This window comes from Streptomyces kaniharaensis, assembly GCF_009569385.1.
Classification (GTDB): domain Bacteria; phylum Actinomycetota; class Actinomycetes; order Streptomycetales; family Streptomycetaceae; genus Kitasatospora; species Kitasatospora kaniharaensis.
On the sequence record NZ_WBOF01000001.1, the window covers coordinates 5697886 to 5713193 of the forward strand.

Here is a 15308-nt window from a genome sequence, read left to right on the forward strand (position 1 = left end):
AGACTCAGCCGTTCGCCGTGCTCGTCCCGGCCCGGGCGCGCAGGCGGCGGAGCATCCGGGCGTCCTGGAAACCGACCGCCCGGGCCGCCGCCTCGGCGGTCGCGCCGTGGGCGATGAGGTGCTCGGCGCGCTCGACGCGCAGCTCCTGCTGGTAGCGCAGCGGGGTGAGCCCGGTGGCCTCGGTGAAGTGGCGGGTGAGGGTGCGCTCGCTGACGCCGGACGCGGACGCGAGGTCGGTGAGGCTGAGCCGGCGGGTGAAGCGGGTGTCGATGAGGTCCTGCACCCGGTGGACGGCGTCGACCAGGTGCGCGCGGTGCCGGAGCATCGCGCTGGTCTGCCGCTCGTCGCCGTTGCGCCGGGCGTAGACGACCATCTCGCGGGCGATCCGGGAGGCCGCCGCCGGACCGTGCCGGACGGCGACGAGGTGCAGGGCGAGGTCGATGCCGCTCGCGATGCCCGCCGAGGTGACCACCCGGTCGTCCACCACGTATAGCACGTCGTGCACCACGCTCGCCCGCGGGTACCGGTGGGCGAGTTCGTCCTGCAGGTCGTGGTGCGTGGTGCAGCGGCGGCCGTCCAGCAGCCCGGCCCGGCCGAGCGCGTCGGCGCCCGCGCAGATGCTGGCGACCGTCCCGCCGGCCGCGTGGTGCGCGGCCAGCCGCTCCAGCGTCGCCGCCGACAGCTCCCCGTGCGCCCGCAGGACCGGTGACCGCCACCCGGGGACCACGACGAGGTCCCCGGGTGACAGCGGCGGCCACTCGGTGGCGGCCCGGAGCGCGACCCCCTGCGCCGTGGGGACGTCCTCCTGCTCGGCGACGTAGCCGATCTCGTACCCGAGACCGTGGGCGGCCGCGGTCGAGAACACCTGGGCGGGCCCGGCGAGGTCCAGCAGGTGCAGCTGCGGGACGAGCAGGAAGACGACGCGGGTCACGATCCGGTCAGCTCCTTCACGGTGGTGACGCGGGCGAAGCGGCCCGCCAGCGCGTACTCGGTGCGGGCGATGACCTCGTCCGTGGACAGGGTGCGCGGGTCGGCGAGGATCTCGTCGAGGCTGCGCCCCGCGGGCGCGTCGCGGTGCTCGATCGGGTGGGTGGCGGTGGCGTCGGTAACGAAGGTGACGTCGTAGCCGAGGTCGGCGGCGACCCGGGTGGTGGTCTCGCAGCACTGCTCGGTGCGGATGCCGCTGACGACCAGTTCGCGGATGCCGTGCTGGGTGAGCAGCTGCTGGAGGTTGGTGGTGGTGAAGGCGTTGTGGGAGGTCTTGGTGATGACGGGTTCGCCATCGGCCGGGACCAGCCCGTCCATCAGGTGGACGTGCCCGAGGGCCGGGTCGAAGACCGTTCCGGTGCCCGGCTCGGAGTGCAGGACCCAGACGACGAGGTCCCCCTGCGCCCGGGCGTGGTCGACGAGCTCGTTCACCCGCTCGACGATTTCCGGGTTGGAGACGGCCGCCCAGTTCTCGCGCCGGCGGAAGGATTCCTGGACGTCGATGACGAGGAGTGCGTTGTTCATGCTCCGATCATTCCGTCCGAAGGGTTCCTTGTTGAAGACACCATTGTGCCCGCATGCGGAACGATCCGGTCACCGGACCGGCCGGGCCTATAGCGGCGCTTCGACGGCAGGCTCGGCCTGATCTCGCCCAATCACCCGAATCGGGATCATCCGCCCCTAACCTGGCCGTGTTCGTGCTCGGTGCGCCGAGCCGTGGTCACGGCGGGGAGGAGACGATCCGATGACGCAGAGGCCCGCCACCGCGGCCCCGCCGACGCGCCCGCCGGCCAAGGGCATGGTGTGGGTACCGGGCGGGACGTTCCTGATGGGGTCGCCCGACTTCTACCCGGAGGAGCGGCCGGTCCACCCCGTCCGGGTGGACGGCTTCTGGATGGACGAGAAGCCCGTCACGGTCGCCCGGTTCCGCAGGTTCGTGAAGGAGACCGGCCACCGGACGGTCGCCGAGCGGCCGCTGGAGCCGTCGGCCTATCCCGAGGTGGACCGGGAGCTGCTGGTCCCTGGGGCGCTGGTGTTCCGCCCGACCCGCGGCCCCGTGCCGCTCGACGACTTCCACCGCTGGTGGGAGTACGTACCCGGGGCCTGCTGGAGGCACCCCGACGGGCCCGGCAGCACGCTGAACGGCCGTGAGTTGCACCCGGTCACCCAGGTGTCGTTCGAGGACGCGAGGGCGTACGCGGCCTGGGCCGGCAAGCGGCTGCCGACGGAGGCGGAGTGGGAGTGCGCCGCCCGGGGCGGGCTGGAGGGTGCGACGTACTGCTGGGGCGAGGAGTTCACCCGCAAGGGGCGGTACCTCGCCAACACCTGGCACGGGCGGTTCCCCTGGGAGAACCTCGCGCTCGACGGATTCGAGGGCACGTCCCCGGTCGCCTCGTTCCCGCCGAACGGCTACGGCCTGTACGACATGGCCGGGAACGTCTGGGAGTGGACCATCGACTACTACACCGGCGTCCACCCGGGCCCCGCCCCCCGCTCCTGCTGCGCACCGCACAACCCGCGGTCCGTGACGCCGGTGGAGCGTCTGTCGGAGAACGGCTTCCACCGCCGGGTGGTGAAGGGCGGCTCGTTCCTGTGCGCCCCCAACTACTGCCTGCGCTACCGGCCGGCGGCCAGACAGGGGCAGACCGAGGACACGGCGACCTGCCACCTGGGGTTCCGCTGCGTCCTCGACGCGCACACCGCGGAGGGAAGCTGGCCGCCACCTGGTCCGGCCCGGTCGGGTGATTCCTCCTCGGTCACTTCGTGCCAGAGGAGTGGATAGCGCTCCGCGGGCTCCGTCCGGTGGTCGGGCAGTCCCTGTCACCGTCCGACGACCGTGGGGAACGGGCAAGGCGCCGGGGTCCGGGTTCGGCCGATCAGGGGCACTCCGGGGGACGGGTTGCCCCGCTGGGCTAGTACCGGTCGTCGGCTCCCGGCGGCGCGGCTTTCCTGGAAAGCACCGTGCCACGCAATGCGGCCGGTGCCGCGTTCATGCAGTGAAGGCAGGGAGCCGCCGATGTCGTCCACAGGTCCTGAGCCGCAGCCCGAGCCGGCCGACGAGCGTGAGGTGGAGGAACTCCGCCGCAGGGTCGCGGAGTTGGAGGGAGCGACGCCGAGTGTCGGGCGGCGCCACCACCGGCTGCGGACCACCGGCGCGGTTGTCCTGATCGTCGTCGCCTCCGTGCTGTCGATGCTGGCCGTGCTGTCCACGTGGATCGCGGACACGGTGACCGACACCGACCGGTTCGTGGCCACGATGGGGCCGCTCGCCAGCAACCCCGACGTGCAGAAAGCCGTCTCCAGCAGGATCACCAACGTGGTCGTGCAACAGATCGACGTGCCGTCCCTGGTCAACCAGCTCTCGCAGGTGGCCACGCAGGCCGGCGTGCCCCCGCAGGCGGCGAGCCTGATCGGCTCGCTCAGCGGGCCGATCGGCAGCGGCCTGACGAGCCTCATCGGCACGGTGGTCAACAAGGTCGTCGCGAGCGACGCGTTCGCCACCGTCTGGACCAACGGGCTCCGCGCGGCACACTCCTCGATCGAGAAGGCGCTGACCGGTCAGGGCGGCGGTGCGATCCAGCTGTCGAACAACGAGGTCATGATCGACGTCGGGCCGGCCGTCGACAAGATCAAGACCCAGCTGGTGGAATCGGGCTTCGGACTGGCCGCCAAGATCCCCGAGGTGCACACCTCGATCACCGTCTTCGCCTCGTCGGACATCGCGAAGATCAGGACGTACTTCCGCCTGTTGGAGATCCTCGGCAACTGGCTCCCGGTGATCGCCGTGCTGATCGCCGCCGGGGGTGTCTACCTCGCCGTGAACCGGCGAAGAGCCCTGATCGGCACGGCGATCGGCGTCGCGGTGGCGATGCTGGTGCTGGGCATCGCGGTGGCCGTGTTCCGGTCCTTCTTCCTCGATCATCTGCCCTCGACGGCATCGCCGGGCGCGGCCGGAGCCGTGTACGACGCGCTGGTGCACTACCTGAGGAAGGCCGTGCGGTCGGTCGGCGCCCTGGCGGTCCTGGTCGCTCTCGGGGCCTTCTTCATCGGTCCGTCGCGCGTGGCGACCACCGTGCGCTCCGCGTGCAGCACCGGCGTCGCGGCAGTGCGCTCGGCCGCGGACTCGGCCGGGTTCAAGGCCGGTCCGGTCGGTCCCTTCGTGGCGCGCTACAAGCGGTGGATCGGGATCGCCATCCTCCTGGTCGCCGCGGTCATCTTCGTCGTCTGGGACAACCCGACGGGCATGGTCGCCTTCTGGTTCGCCGTCGTCATCCTGGTCCTGTTCGGGATCCGCGAGTTCCTGGCGCCCGGACCGGGGCCGGCGAAGCCTTCGGCCGGTGAGCCGGCGCTCGCGGGCGGCACGGGCGCCGGCGGACCGGGTGAGCGGTAGCGCCACTCGGACCACCGGCCCGCTCAAGCCACCGCCCCGATCAGGCCACCGCCCCGCTCAGGCCACCGCCCCGCTCAGGACGAGCAGGCCGACCGTGATGAGGCAGACCGGGAATACCCGGTCGCCCACCGCCCCGAGCCCGGCCAGCCGGACCCCGCCACGTGCGAGCCACCAGGCCAGGACGGACATCGGCGCCACCAGGACGGCGATAACGACGGCGACGACCAGGGCGTCAGGGAACCGGGCCTGCGCGAGCAGCGGGCTGTAGACCGCGACGTTGTCGGCGCCGCAGGTGATCGAGAGCAGCGCCACCGCCCGGGTGCCGGACCTCGCTGGGCCGGGCCCGGATGCCGCAGGGCCGCCCCGGCGGACGAGTTGGCGGATTCCCAGCACGAGCGGGACGACGCCGAGCAGCGCGGCGACCCGGTGCGGCAGGAGCAGCAGCCCGGCGGCCCCGAGCACGGCGACGAGCAGAAGGACGAGCAGGGCCAGGTACTGCCCGCGCAACGCGTGCCGCAGTCCCAGCCGCTGCTCGCCCTCGACGGCCGGCCGGGACAGCTGCGCCGTCAGCGCCACCAGGTTGTCGATGTTGGTGGCACCGAACGCGCCCGCCGCAGCCGTCGCCCAGGCGGCCGTGCTCATCGGTGTGCCGCCCGCGCCTACTGCTGTGCCATCAGCCGCTGCACCATGGCCTCGTCGTCCTGGATCAGGTCACCCGAGAGGTCGACCGTCACCTCGTGGATGGTGCCGGTGAACTCGAAGGGCGGCGCGTAGTCGTCCAGGACCGGCTCGCCGAAGTCGTAGCCGATGCTCGCGCCCTCGATCCCGAACACGATCGGCGTGGTGTGCGGCAGTTCGGCGTTGCCGACCAGGACCTCGTCGACGTAGAGCTGGGCGCGTCCCGGCGTGCCCTTGCCCTGCCCGATGTCGGGCGCACCGGTCGGCTCGAACTCGAAGCGCAGCTTGTGACGCCCCGGGCTGACGCCGTCGGTCGAGTCGACCTGCATCAGGTCGCGGCCGACGTAGTTGTGGACGTAGTGCAGTTGACCGTCCTTCACGTAGAGCACCTGCCCGCCGGCCGAGCCGCCCTGGGCGAACAGCACGCCCTCGGCTCCCTCGGGCGGGATGTCCACGTCCGCCTCGATGCTGTACGGCCTGTTGTAGGGGCTCGGCGCGTTGGCGAACGGGATGACGGACAGCTCCGGGTAGTAGGTGTAGCGCGTGCGCGGACGCGAGATCTTCGGCCGTTCGGCCCGGATCCGCTCGGTCAGGCTGCCGTCCAGGGGCAGCACCTGGTACTTGCCGGCCTCCGCCCACCACAGTGTGATGAGCTCGCGCAGCTTGGCGGGGTGCTCGGCGGCGACGTTCACCGACTCCGTCGGATCCATCGCGATGTGGTACAACTCCCAAGCTGTCGTCTCGAGTTCGTCGAGGATCTCGGGTGTCGTCGGGGAGCCGAAGCGACGCCCCTTCTTCGCGGCCTCGGTGAAGCTCGGCCCGGGCCACGGACAGACCGCCCGCCAGCCGTCGTGGTCGATGGCCCGGTGGGCGAACATCTCGAAGTACTGGGTGGTGTGCCGGGTCGGCGCGTCGGCGTCCTCGAAGGTGTGCGCGAAACTCACGCCCTCCAGCGGGGACTGGGTGACGCCGCGGATGGTCCTGGCCGGGCTGAGGTCGAGCGCGTCGAGCACCGTCGGCATCAGGTCGATCAGGTGGGCGTACTGGCGCCGGATCCCGCCGCGTGCCGTGATCCGCTCGGGCCAGGAGACGATGAACGGATCGGTGGTCCCACCGCGGTAGGTCTCGCTCTTCCACCGGCGGAAGGGGGTGTCGCCGGCCCAGGTCCAGCCCCAGGCGTAGTGGTTGTAGGCGTGCGGGCCGCCCAGATCGTCGATCTTCGCCAGGTTCTCCTCCAGGCTGGCGGGCACCTGGTTGAAGAAGTACATCTCGTTGACCGACCCGGTCGGTCCGCCCTCCGAGGAGGCGCCGTTGTCCGAGACGATCATGATCAGGGTGTTGTCGAGCTCGCCGATCCGCTCCAGCGTGTCCAGCAGGCGGCCGAAGTGGTGGTCGGTGTAGGAGAGGAACGCCGCGTAGACCTCCATCATGCGTGCGTACAGGCGGTGTTCGTCGTCGGACAGGCCGTCCCAGGGCGGGACGTCCGGGTCGTGCGCCGGCAGTTGGGCCGTCTCGGGCAGCAGGCCCATCTCCTTCTGCCGGGCGAAGACCGTCTGGCGGTAGGCGTCCCAGCCGGCGTCGAACCGGCCGCGGTAGCGCTCGATCCAGTCCTTGGGCGCGTGGTGCGGGGCATGGCCGCACCCGGTCGAGTAGTACAGGAAGAACGGCTTCTCGGGCGCGTTGACGTGGGCGTCCAGGACGAGCCGGATGGCCTGGTCGGCGAGGTCCGCGGACAGGTGGTAGCCGTCCTCCGGCAGCGCGGGCTGCTGGATCGAGGCGTTGTCCTGGACCAGGTCCGGGTACCACTGGTTGGTCTCACCGCCCAGGAACCCGTAGTAGCGCTCGAAGCCACGGCCGAGCGGCCAGCGGTGGAACGGTCCGGCGGCGGTGTTCTCCTCCGAGGGGGACAGGTGCCACTTCCCCACGGCGAAGGTGTTGTAGCCGTGCTCGAGGAGGGTCTCGGGCAGCATGCCGTTCTCGAACGGCATCCGGCCGTCGTAGCCGGGGTAGCCGATCGCGGCCTCCATGACGCAGGCCACGCCGCTGGAGTGGTGGTTGCGGCCGGTGAGAATGCAGGCCCGGCTGGGTGAGCACAGGGAGGTGGTGTGCATGTTGGCGTACCGCAGGCCGTTGCCGGCCACCCGGTCGATGTTCGGGGTGTCCACGAGGCCCCCGAAGCAGCCGAGTTGGCCGTAGCCGACATCGTCCAGGACGAAGAGCAGGACGTTGGGCGCGCCCTCGCGGGCCCTGGTCGGCGCCGGCCAGGCCGGCGAGGACTCCGCCGCGGTCCGGCCGATCCTGCCGGGGAACGCACTACCGGGCTCGTATTCCACGATCGCCATCTGAAACCACTCCTCACGGTGTCAACCGAGGTGCCGTTCAACCGAAGTGCCGGATGATCCACAGCGCGCCGCGTTCGGCTGCCGCGCACCGCCGCCTGAGCCGTGGCGGAGCCGGCTCGCCCAGGGAGGCGTCGGCCGGCAGGGGATGGAAGGCCGCTCGGCCTGGCCGTGGAGACGCACCCTCCCGTCGCCGGGGGTGACGCGCCGGCAGGTGAAGGGGCAGCCGGTCCATTTCGCCTCCAGCGTCAGAGCGTCAGCCTTCCCCCTCCACGATGTGGTCCCGGCGGAGCGGTCAGGCCACCCCCGGCGGGTGAATCGACCGGGCCGACGGGAGTCTCACCTCACCTGTGCGGGGTAACGCGCGTGGTGGTCGGGGATCGGATCGTGGAGCGTGAGGACGGGCGTCTCCGGAGCGGGAGCCGTGACCCGTACCGGTGGACCCGGACAGGCCAAGGAGGGCGGATGAACGCGTTCGCGGCTGCGCTGTGGGGAGCGTTCGCGGCCTTCTCGCTGGTCATCGGAGCCTGGCTGGCCGTCCACCTCAGACCGTCGAGGGCGACCACCGGCGAGGTGCTCGGCTTCGGCGCCGGAGCGCTGGTGGCCGCCCTCGCGTACGAGCTCGTGCCCAAGGGAGCCATGCACAACGTGGGGCACTTCCTCGCGCTCTTCGCCGGCGCGGTGGTGTTCTACGTCGTCGACCGCATGGTCGCCCGGCAGGACGCGGCGCCCCGGCGGGCTTCCGGCGGCGAGGCCGCGGGCAGGTCGATCGTCGTGGGCGCGCTGCTCGACGGCATCCCGGAGTCGATGGTGCTCGGCATGGGGCTGGCGGCGGGCGGCTCCATCAGCGTGGCCTTCCTGGCCGCGGTCTTCGTCTCCAACCTGCCGGAGGCCCTCGGAGCCACCGCCGCCATGCAGGAGACGGGTCAGGCACCGCGTGATGCCTACAGGCTCTGGTGGAGCATCGTCGGCGTCGCGGCGGCGGCCGCGGCCCTGGGCTACGGCCTGATCCGGCTCGTCCCGCACGCGGAGGGCCAGTACGTGGAGTCGTTCGCCGCGGGTGCCGTGCTGACCATGCTCGCGGACTCGATGATGCCCGAGTCGTTCGAACAGGGCGGCAGGCTCACGGGCCTGTTGACCGTTCTGGGCTTCGCCGCCGCCGGTGCGCTGTCACTGCTCGACTGAGGTGGGGCGATTCAGCCGCGTCGATCCGGTCGGCGCCTACTCGGCCTGCCGTGCCGGGCCCGGGTGCGTGATCTCCCTGAGGATCTCCCTGACACCTGCCACCGCGTGGTAGACCGCGGTTCCGGCAAGGAACAGGCCGGCGAACAGCCACCAACCCGCCAGCCCGATCTCCGGGCGCCGGGCCGGGGCGGTCGGCGGCGCCTCGGGAGTTCCGGCCGGTGTCGTGCGCAGCATGTCCCGCAGGATCTGCACCACGCCCGCGACGGCGTGGGCGACCGTGGCGGTCGTCATGGCGACGATTCCGAGGGCGAACCACTCCGTCCGTCCGATCTGTTCCATCGCTCGCTCTCCCGTTCGCCGTGGGGTCCGTTCACCCGACGGGCCCCGACGTGTCGTCTCATGGCAAAGATCGCCGACGGACCCGGAGCGTGCATCACCCCGGGCGGGTTATCCGCGGGCTCGGCGGACCGCTTCGGAGACGATCACCCGCTTCGGGTGGTCCGCAGCGCCGTCCCGGAGATCACGCTGGTGCTCGAAGCCGGCACGAGGCCGCCTCGCGCACCCCGCAGCCCATGCGGTGGGGCGCCGTCGATTGGAGGTACGCGGTGGACTACCCGCTGCTCAACATCTTCTTCACGACCATGTGGATCTTCATGTGGATCCTCTGGTTCTTCCTGTTGTTCCGCGTCGTCGTCGACCTCTTCCGGGACGACGGGCTCAGCGGTTGGGCCAAGGCCGGCTGGGCCGTCTTCGTCATCGTGCTCCCGTTCCTCGGCGTGCTCGTCTACCTGATCGCCCGGGGCCAGGGCATGGGAGATCGCGAGCGCGCGCACGCGCAGCAGTCCGAGCAGGCATTCCGCGCGTACATCCAGGAGGCAGCCGCAACGCCGTCCGGGGCGGGCACCCACGCGGACGATCTGGCGAAGCTCGCCAGCCTCAGGAACGCGGGGGACATCACCGAGGAGGAGTACCAGCGAGCGAAGGAGAAGGTGCTCGCCTGACCGCCGGGCCGCCCAGTCCGCCGGCCGCTCAGTCCGCCGTCCGAACGGCGGACTGAGCCGCGTTCTCGGCCGACGGTGTCCCGAGCAGACGCGCCAGGTGGCCCTCACTCGCGACGACGTAACCGGTCGCGATGCACACGGTGATGGTCACGCAGATCATGATGAGCCAGGACAGCAGCGTGAACACCAGGCCGAACGGGCCGAACTGGGTGATGCTCCGGTCGAAGGCGTGCGGCATGTAGATCTTCGACGCCCAGAAGAAGACCAGCAGCCCCGCTCCCGTGATCACCGCTCCCGGCAGCAGGGGGAGCCAGCGAATCCGGCCACCGAGAAGCACGTGCTGGGTCCACCACCACAGCAGGGTGCCGGAGACGAGCGACAGGGCGGTCCCCAGGCCCGAACCGGCGCCGAACGCCGCGTGGATCCGGCCCTGGAACAGCAGGGCGGCCAACCAGACCAGCAGCCAGGCGAGCCAACGCCAGGCCGCCACCCGCGCACCCGTGTGCGACATGTGCCACGACCGCTCGCACAGCCGCTGGAGCACGCGACTGCAGGCCGTGGCGGAGAGCAGAGTCACGACGATCCCGATGCCACCGGTCGCGTCACGAACGGTCTCGCTGGTCGCGTTGAAGATCTGCTGGAACTCGTCCAGCGAGGTGGGACGCAGGCCGAGAGCTCCCCGCAGGGATTCCACCAGGTTGTTGCGCGCCGAGTCCGGCGCGAACGCGGCGAGGATGAAGACCGTCGGTACCGCGGTCAGGAAGATCTGCGCCGCCATCCGGGTCGCGGTGTCCAGGACGTTCACGTGGACCAGTTGGGTGAGGAGCCGGCCGACGAACGGCACGTCGCGGATGGTCGCCGTGGTCGTCTCGAGCCGTTGCCGGACGCGTTGGACGGATCCGCCACGCCACCTCATGCGCGCTGCCCACAAGGGGCGCCCGGAGGAGCGGGCGGTTCCGGCGTCCGTGGCATGTGCCGCATCCTCACGATCGTCCCGTCCCGTAGCTGCTACCGAGTCCAGAGTGGGCGCTGGGAACCGGCCGGGCACGCCGGGTCCGCCTCCGTTCGACCGTTCCCGTGACCTCGACGTCGCCCGCTCCGGCCCTTCCGCGCTCACCCGGCACGGGTGATCCCGGATCGCCGCCGTCGCCGCCACACTCGCAGAGGCACGGCCTCTGTGCGGATCGGCGCCGGGTGTGGCGCCGACAACCCGTCGACGAGACGCCGTGCCGATGGTCATCCTGATCGGAGCTGGATCATGACCGAACTCGGACCGGTGGACCTGGTCGTCCTCTCCTTCCCCAGCGGTCAGCCGCCGGACTCCTTCCTCCGCGCGCTGGAGGACGTCGAGAAGCGCGAGGCCGTCCGTGTGCTGGACGCCCTGGTCGTGGCGAAGGACGCCGACGGCAAGCTGAGCCGCCTCGAGCTGTCCGACTTCGAGGACCTGGCTGACGCGGCGGCCCGGGTCGCGGCCCGGCGCACCATGAGCCTGGCCGGGGTCGAGGACATCGACGAGATCGCCGTGGTGATGGAGCCCGACACCACGGTGCTCGCCCTGCTCGTGGAGAACGTCTGGGCCCGCGAGACGGCGGCCGAGGTGCGTCGGCACGACGGCCGACTGCTGGCGACCGTGCGGATCCCGTACGACCGGATCGTCGAGGTCGAAACGGTCCTCGGACAGCAGCCTGCTGGACCGACCGACGCGGCTCGGTGAGCTGCGCGCACAAGGGCTGCTGAAGGACGCCGGGTTCGCCGCTGGCATGGCCCGGCTGCTGGACGGCTGACCCTGCCGTGCCCGTGCGTCGCACACTGCCCGAGGCGTTGGCTCACTCGGGCAGTTGGCGCATCTCCAGGACGTGGAGCCCGAGGGACTGGAACCGCGCCAGCAGGCCGTACAGATGGGCTTCGTCGGTCACCGGGCCGTACAGGACGGTCTGGTGCCGCATGAAGACGCTCTCCAGTTCGGGGAACGCCTCGTTGAGGGTCACCTTCGACATGGTCCCGTCGACCCGGATCTCGTACCGCATGAGCGTGCTTCTCCCGCATCCCGAGGACGGCCGGCCTCCGCACCCACCATGCTGCCCGGGGGCCTCCCGGGCGGCATCACCCGGACGAGGTGAGCGTGGCGGCGGTCCGGCGTCCGTCGGAGCGGGTTCGTCAGAGCAGGTGGAGTTCCTTCGCGCGCCGCACCGCCTCTCCGCGTCGGGTGGCGGAGAGCTTGCGGTTGATGCTCTTCAGGTGGGTCTTGACGGTGTTCACCGACAGGTGGAGGTCGGCGGCGATCTCCTCCGTCGACATCATCTGCGCCGCCCGGTCGAGGACCTCGCGCTCCCGCTCGCTGAGCGGTTCGACCAGCAGGACGGCGCCGTCGCGGACCGTGTCGGGGCGCGGAAGTCCGGCGAGCAGGCCCGCGGGGAGCCAGTCGTGTGCGCGGGCGAGCACCGGTCGGTTGCGGAGCAGTCGGCGCAGCCACGGCCCCGCGTCGCAGAACGGACGCCGGAGGTGCTCGGGCCGGGCCGTGGCGAGTGCGCGACCGAGCAGGCGCGCGGCCGAGGCGTCGTCGCCGAGGAGCACAGCCGCCTGCGACCGTGCCAGCAGCACGGGCACCGCCGTGCCCGGACCGCTGCCGCTCTCACCATGGACCGAGTCGAGGACCTCCAGGGCCCGCTCGCCGTCACCGGAGGCGAGGTGCACGCGGGCCAGGCCGACGGCGCGTTCCGGTCCGCTCGACACCCGGTCCTCCAGCGCCTCCACGGCGGCTTCCGGGTCCCCCGCGGCCAGATGTGCCGCGGACGCGGCCAGGGCCACCCGGTCTGCCACCCACGGCGAGGGTGCGGAGGCGGATGTGAGGCCGCCCGCGTCGGCGAGGGCGGTGAGCGCGGCCTCCGGGTCCCGGGCCGCCAGGAACAGCCGGGATCGCACGATTACCAGTCCGTTGGCCACGATCGGGTCATGACGGGCGGCCGACGACTCGGCAGCGCACTGCAGAGCGGTTCGCGCGGCGGGCAGATCGTCGCGGTCGACGGCGACCTCGGCCAGGACGAGCTGGCCCACGCCCGTACAGGACGACGGGGGGAGTCCGCAGCGCTCGGCTTCCGCGAGTGCCCGGTGGGCATGCGCCTCGGCCCTGCCGATCCATCCGCGCAGCAGCTCGATCAGGGCGAGCCGGCTGAGGGACTCGTGCCGCGGGAAGGCCGTGGCGGGGCTGTCGGGAGCTTCGGCCGCCGCTGTGAGCGCCGTCCTGGCGGTCTCGAAGCGGCCCTCCCACAGCAGTGCCGAGCCGAGGTCGGTCTGGAGCAGAGCGGTCAGTTCCGGGTGATCCCCCAGCAGCCTCTCCGGGATCGTCCGCGCAAGGTCCTCCGCCGCCTGGGCGGCGGTTTGCGCCATGTCCGCGGAGCCGATCAGTCTGCCCGCGATGACCCGGAGGAACGCGCAGCTCAGCCGGGCCGCGGACGCGTCCGCCGGGCCGTCGTCCAGGAGGCCTTCCTCGGCCCGCTGTAGGTGGTTCAGGCCGTTGTCGGTGTCGTTCCTCGCGAGGTCGCGTGCCGCGCGGACGATATCCGCGGCAGGGCCCGCGGCCTCCGGACCCATCCCGGAGAAGAGCTCGGCGAAGTGGTTCGAATCGAGGCCGGTGAACAGCCGCCCGATCGCCAGGTCGTCGACGAACCGGGTCGTCGCGAACGCCCAGTCGTCCCCCTCGACGGCGTGCGGGAGCGCGTCGGCGAGCCGGCCGGCCTCGCCGAGCCACCGGGCCGCACGGCGGTGCAGCTCGGGTTCGAGGCCGGGGTGACGGGCGCGGAGCTGGACCCGGAGGATCTCGGCGAAGAGCGGATGGTGCCGGTACCAGGAGTGGCCGATGGGCTCGACGAACGCGTTCGCGTGCTGGAGCCGGGCGAGGATGCCGTCGGCGTCCTGCCGCCCGGTGAGTGCGTCGGCGAGATCGGGATGGGTCTGCTCCAGGATGCTCGTCCGCAGCAGGAGGTCCTGCGTCTCGGCGGGCTGGACGTCGAGCACCTCGGCGAGCAGGAAGTCGGCCACCGTGCTCCGGCTCGCCTCGAACTCCGCGAGGAAACCCTCCGGGTCGGCGGCGCCCTGGGTCGCGAGGGCGGTCAGCCGGAGTCCGGCCGCCCACCCCCGGGTGCGCTCGGTCAGCGCGCGAGCATCGTCGGCGGGTAGGGACAGGCCGTGCCGGGAGAGCAGGGCGGCGGTCTCCGGCGGGGTGAAGGCCAGGTCCCCGTTGCGGATGTCCGTGATCTCCCCGGCGGCCCGGTAGCGGTGGAGCGGCAGCAGCGGCTCGGATCGGCTGATCAGGACGAGGCGCAGACCCGGGGCCGAGTGGCGGAGCACGAAGTGGAGCTGGGACGCGATCTCGGTCGAGGCCACCCGCTCGAACTCGTCGAGCACGAGCAGTACCGGCTCGTCCCGGTTGCTCAGGTGCGCCGCGAGCCGGGCGAGCAGCGAAGGGTCCACCTCGTCGGCACGCGCCGGTGTGCCGACGCCGTCGGGCAGGGATCCGGCGGAGCGGCGCAGGGCTGCCAGGACGTAGGCCCAGAACGTGCCGGGCATGTCGTCCCCGCGTTCGAGGGTCAGCCAGACGACGGGCCCCGGCATGGCGGCCGAACCGGTCCAGTCCGCGACGAGCAGCGTCTTCCCGGCCCCGGCCGGGCCGTTCACCAGGATCAGCGGGCACCCTTCGCCGTCCGAGAGCAGCTTCACGAGCCGCGGCCTGCGGACGAAGGTCGTGGGCACCGAGGGCACCGCGAACCGGGCCGCGAGCACCGGATCGCCGGTCGGCGTCACCCCCTGTGGGGGTTGACCGGGGCTCTGCTGCCCGTTGGGGGAAGGTGCTAATCGTGCGGCTGACCTACTGGGCATGACGCTCACCGTCGACGGGACCACGATGCACACCGGACACATGAGTCAGGTTCCTCTCGATCATCACCCGGCCGGACCGGCGCCGCAACGGACCGCGCGCCGGTCCGGAGGTTTCCGGCGGGCCGGCCTCTACGCTCACCCCCAGCAGGTGATCGCGGCCCGCGAGCACCTTCTTCGAGGACCAGGAGGCCGCGCCATGTCCCGTGTGAGAGTCCACAACCTCTCCGTCTCCCTCGACGGCTTCGCCACCGGCGAAGGACAGAGTCTCGACGCCCCGTTCGGCCACGCCGGCCTTCGCCTGCCCGCGTGGTTCTTCGCGACCCGCTCCTTCCGGCAGATGCAGGGCGAAGCCGGCGGCAGCACCGGTGTCGACGACGCCGTCGCCGGCGCCTGGGGCACCGACATCGGGGCGGAGATCATGGGCCGCAACAAGTTCGGCCCCCAGCGCGGGCCCTGGGAGGACCACGAGTGGAACGGCTGGTGGGGCCCCAACCCGCCCTTCCACACCCCGGTGTTCGTCCTCACCCACCACCCGCGCCCGTCCGTGGAGATGGAGGGCGGCACCACGTTCCACTTCATCGACGCCACGCCGCAGGAGGCGCTCCGCCAGGCGTCCGAGGCCGCCGCCGGCCTGGACGTGCGCATCGGGGGCGGGCCCACCACCGTGCGCCAGTTCCTCGCCGAGGACCTCGTCGACCACCTGCACGTCGTGGTCGTCCCGATCGTCCTGGGCCGCGGCGAGCGCCTGTGGGGCGGGCTCGAAGGACTCGAAGGGCGCTTCGACGTCGAGTCCGTGACCACCCCCAGCGGCGTCACCCACGTGACCTTCACCCGGCCGTAGCGGACCCCGGG

The 15308-nt window shown here is 71.9% G+C and carries 14 protein-coding genes; 6 read left to right on the plus strand and 8 right to left on the minus strand.

What is annotated here, in order from left to right:
- Positions 1 to 4 precede the first annotated feature (4 nt).
- Together F7Q99_RS25460 and F7Q99_RS25465 are read right to left on the minus strand one after the other, a co-directional pair.
- On the minus strand, positions 5 to 931 hold the full coding sequence (locus F7Q99_RS25460; protein WP_326847108.1) for a GlxA family transcriptional regulator: 927 nt from the start codon (positions 929 to 931) through the stop codon (positions 5 to 7).
- Positions 928 to 1512 carry a cysteine hydrolase family protein gene (locus F7Q99_RS25465; protein ID WP_153465093.1) on the minus strand — a complete coding sequence of 195 codons (585 nt, stop codon included), beginning with the start codon at positions 1510 to 1512 and terminating at the stop codon, positions 928 to 930. Before F7Q99_RS25465 ends, F7Q99_RS25460 begins: the two co-directional genes overlap by 4 nt.
- Before the next feature lie 220 nt (positions 1513 to 1732).
- Between F7Q99_RS25465 and F7Q99_RS25470 the strand changes: the two genes are divergently transcribed.
- Together F7Q99_RS25470 and F7Q99_RS25475 are read left to right on the plus strand one after the other, a co-directional pair.
- Positions 1733 to 2770, plus strand: coding sequence for a formylglycine-generating enzyme family protein (locus F7Q99_RS25470; protein WP_230210312.1), 1038 nt, complete (start codon positions 1733 to 1735; stop codon positions 2768 to 2770).
- Between the two features lie 234 nt (positions 2771 to 3004).
- Positions 3005 to 4378, plus strand: coding sequence for a hypothetical protein (locus F7Q99_RS25475; RefSeq protein WP_230210313.1), 1374 nt, complete (start codon positions 3005 to 3007; stop codon positions 4376 to 4378).
- A 57-nt stretch (positions 4379 to 4435) separates the two neighbouring features.
- On the opposite strand, the gene F7Q99_RS25480 is transcribed toward F7Q99_RS25475, so the two are convergent.
- Positions 4436 to 5020, minus strand: coding sequence for a cadmium resistance transporter (locus tag F7Q99_RS25480; protein ID WP_153465095.1), 585 nt, complete (start codon positions 5018 to 5020; stop codon positions 4436 to 4438).
- A gap of 17 nt (positions 5021 to 5037) precedes the next feature.
- Positions 5038 to 7398: an arylsulfatase gene (locus F7Q99_RS25485; protein ID WP_153465097.1), complete on the minus strand. Its 2361-nt coding sequence runs from the start codon at positions 7396 to 7398 to the stop codon at positions 5038 to 5040.
- A gap of 462 nt (positions 7399 to 7860) precedes the next feature.
- On the opposite strand from F7Q99_RS25485, the gene F7Q99_RS25490 reads away from it, so the two are divergent.
- On the plus strand, positions 7861 to 8580 hold the full coding sequence (locus tag F7Q99_RS25490; RefSeq protein ID WP_153465098.1) for a ZIP family metal transporter: 720 nt from the start codon (positions 7861 to 7863) through the stop codon (positions 8578 to 8580).
- A gap of 36 nt (positions 8581 to 8616) precedes the next feature.
- On the opposite strand, the gene F7Q99_RS25495 is transcribed toward F7Q99_RS25490, so the two are convergent.
- Positions 8617 to 8919 (minus strand): hypothetical protein, encoded by a 303-nt coding sequence (locus F7Q99_RS25495; protein ID WP_153465099.1) that lies wholly within the window; start codon positions 8917 to 8919, stop codon positions 8617 to 8619.
- 233 nt (positions 8920 to 9152) lie between these two features.
- On the opposite strand from F7Q99_RS25495, the gene F7Q99_RS25500 reads away from it, so the two are divergent.
- Complete coding sequence (locus tag F7Q99_RS25500) at positions 9153 to 9581, plus strand: SHOCT domain-containing protein (RefSeq protein WP_153465100.1); 429 nt, start codon at positions 9153 to 9155, stop codon at positions 9579 to 9581.
- A gap of 28 nt (positions 9582 to 9609) precedes the next feature.
- On the opposite strand, the gene F7Q99_RS25505 is transcribed toward F7Q99_RS25500, so the two are convergent.
- Positions 9610 to 10425 carry a YhjD/YihY/BrkB family envelope integrity protein gene (locus F7Q99_RS25505; RefSeq protein ID WP_326847109.1) on the minus strand — a complete coding sequence of 272 codons (816 nt, stop codon included), beginning with the start codon at positions 10423 to 10425 and terminating at the stop codon, positions 9610 to 9612.
- A gap of 414 nt (positions 10426 to 10839) precedes the next feature.
- Between F7Q99_RS25505 and F7Q99_RS25510 the strand changes: the two genes are divergently transcribed.
- The gene (locus F7Q99_RS25510; protein ID WP_153465102.1) at positions 10840 to 11295 is read left to right on the plus strand and encodes a DUF6325 family protein; all 456 of its coding nucleotides are present in this window, start codon (positions 10840 to 10842) and stop codon (positions 11293 to 11295) included.
- 112 nt (positions 11296 to 11407) lie between these two features.
- Here F7Q99_RS25510 and F7Q99_RS25515 read toward each other — a convergent pair whose 3' ends face one another.
- Both F7Q99_RS25515 and F7Q99_RS25520 read right to left on the minus strand, forming a co-directional pair.
- The gene (locus F7Q99_RS25515; RefSeq protein WP_153465103.1) at positions 11408 to 11608 is read right to left on the minus strand and encodes a hypothetical protein; all 201 of its coding nucleotides are present in this window, start codon (positions 11606 to 11608) and stop codon (positions 11408 to 11410) included.
- A gap of 130 nt (positions 11609 to 11738) precedes the next feature.
- A complete protein-coding gene (locus F7Q99_RS25520) occupies positions 11739 to 14381 on the minus strand; it encodes a LuxR C-terminal-related transcriptional regulator (protein ID WP_326847110.1) in 2643 nt (880 codons plus the stop codon).
- 271 nt (positions 14382 to 14652) lie between these two features.
- Between F7Q99_RS25520 and F7Q99_RS25525 the strand changes: the two genes are divergently transcribed.
- Positions 14653 to 15297 carry a dihydrofolate reductase family protein gene (locus tag F7Q99_RS25525; RefSeq protein WP_153465104.1) on the plus strand — a complete coding sequence of 215 codons (645 nt, stop codon included), beginning with the start codon at positions 14653 to 14655 and terminating at the stop codon, positions 15295 to 15297.
- Positions 15298 to 15308: the final 11 nt, after the last annotated feature.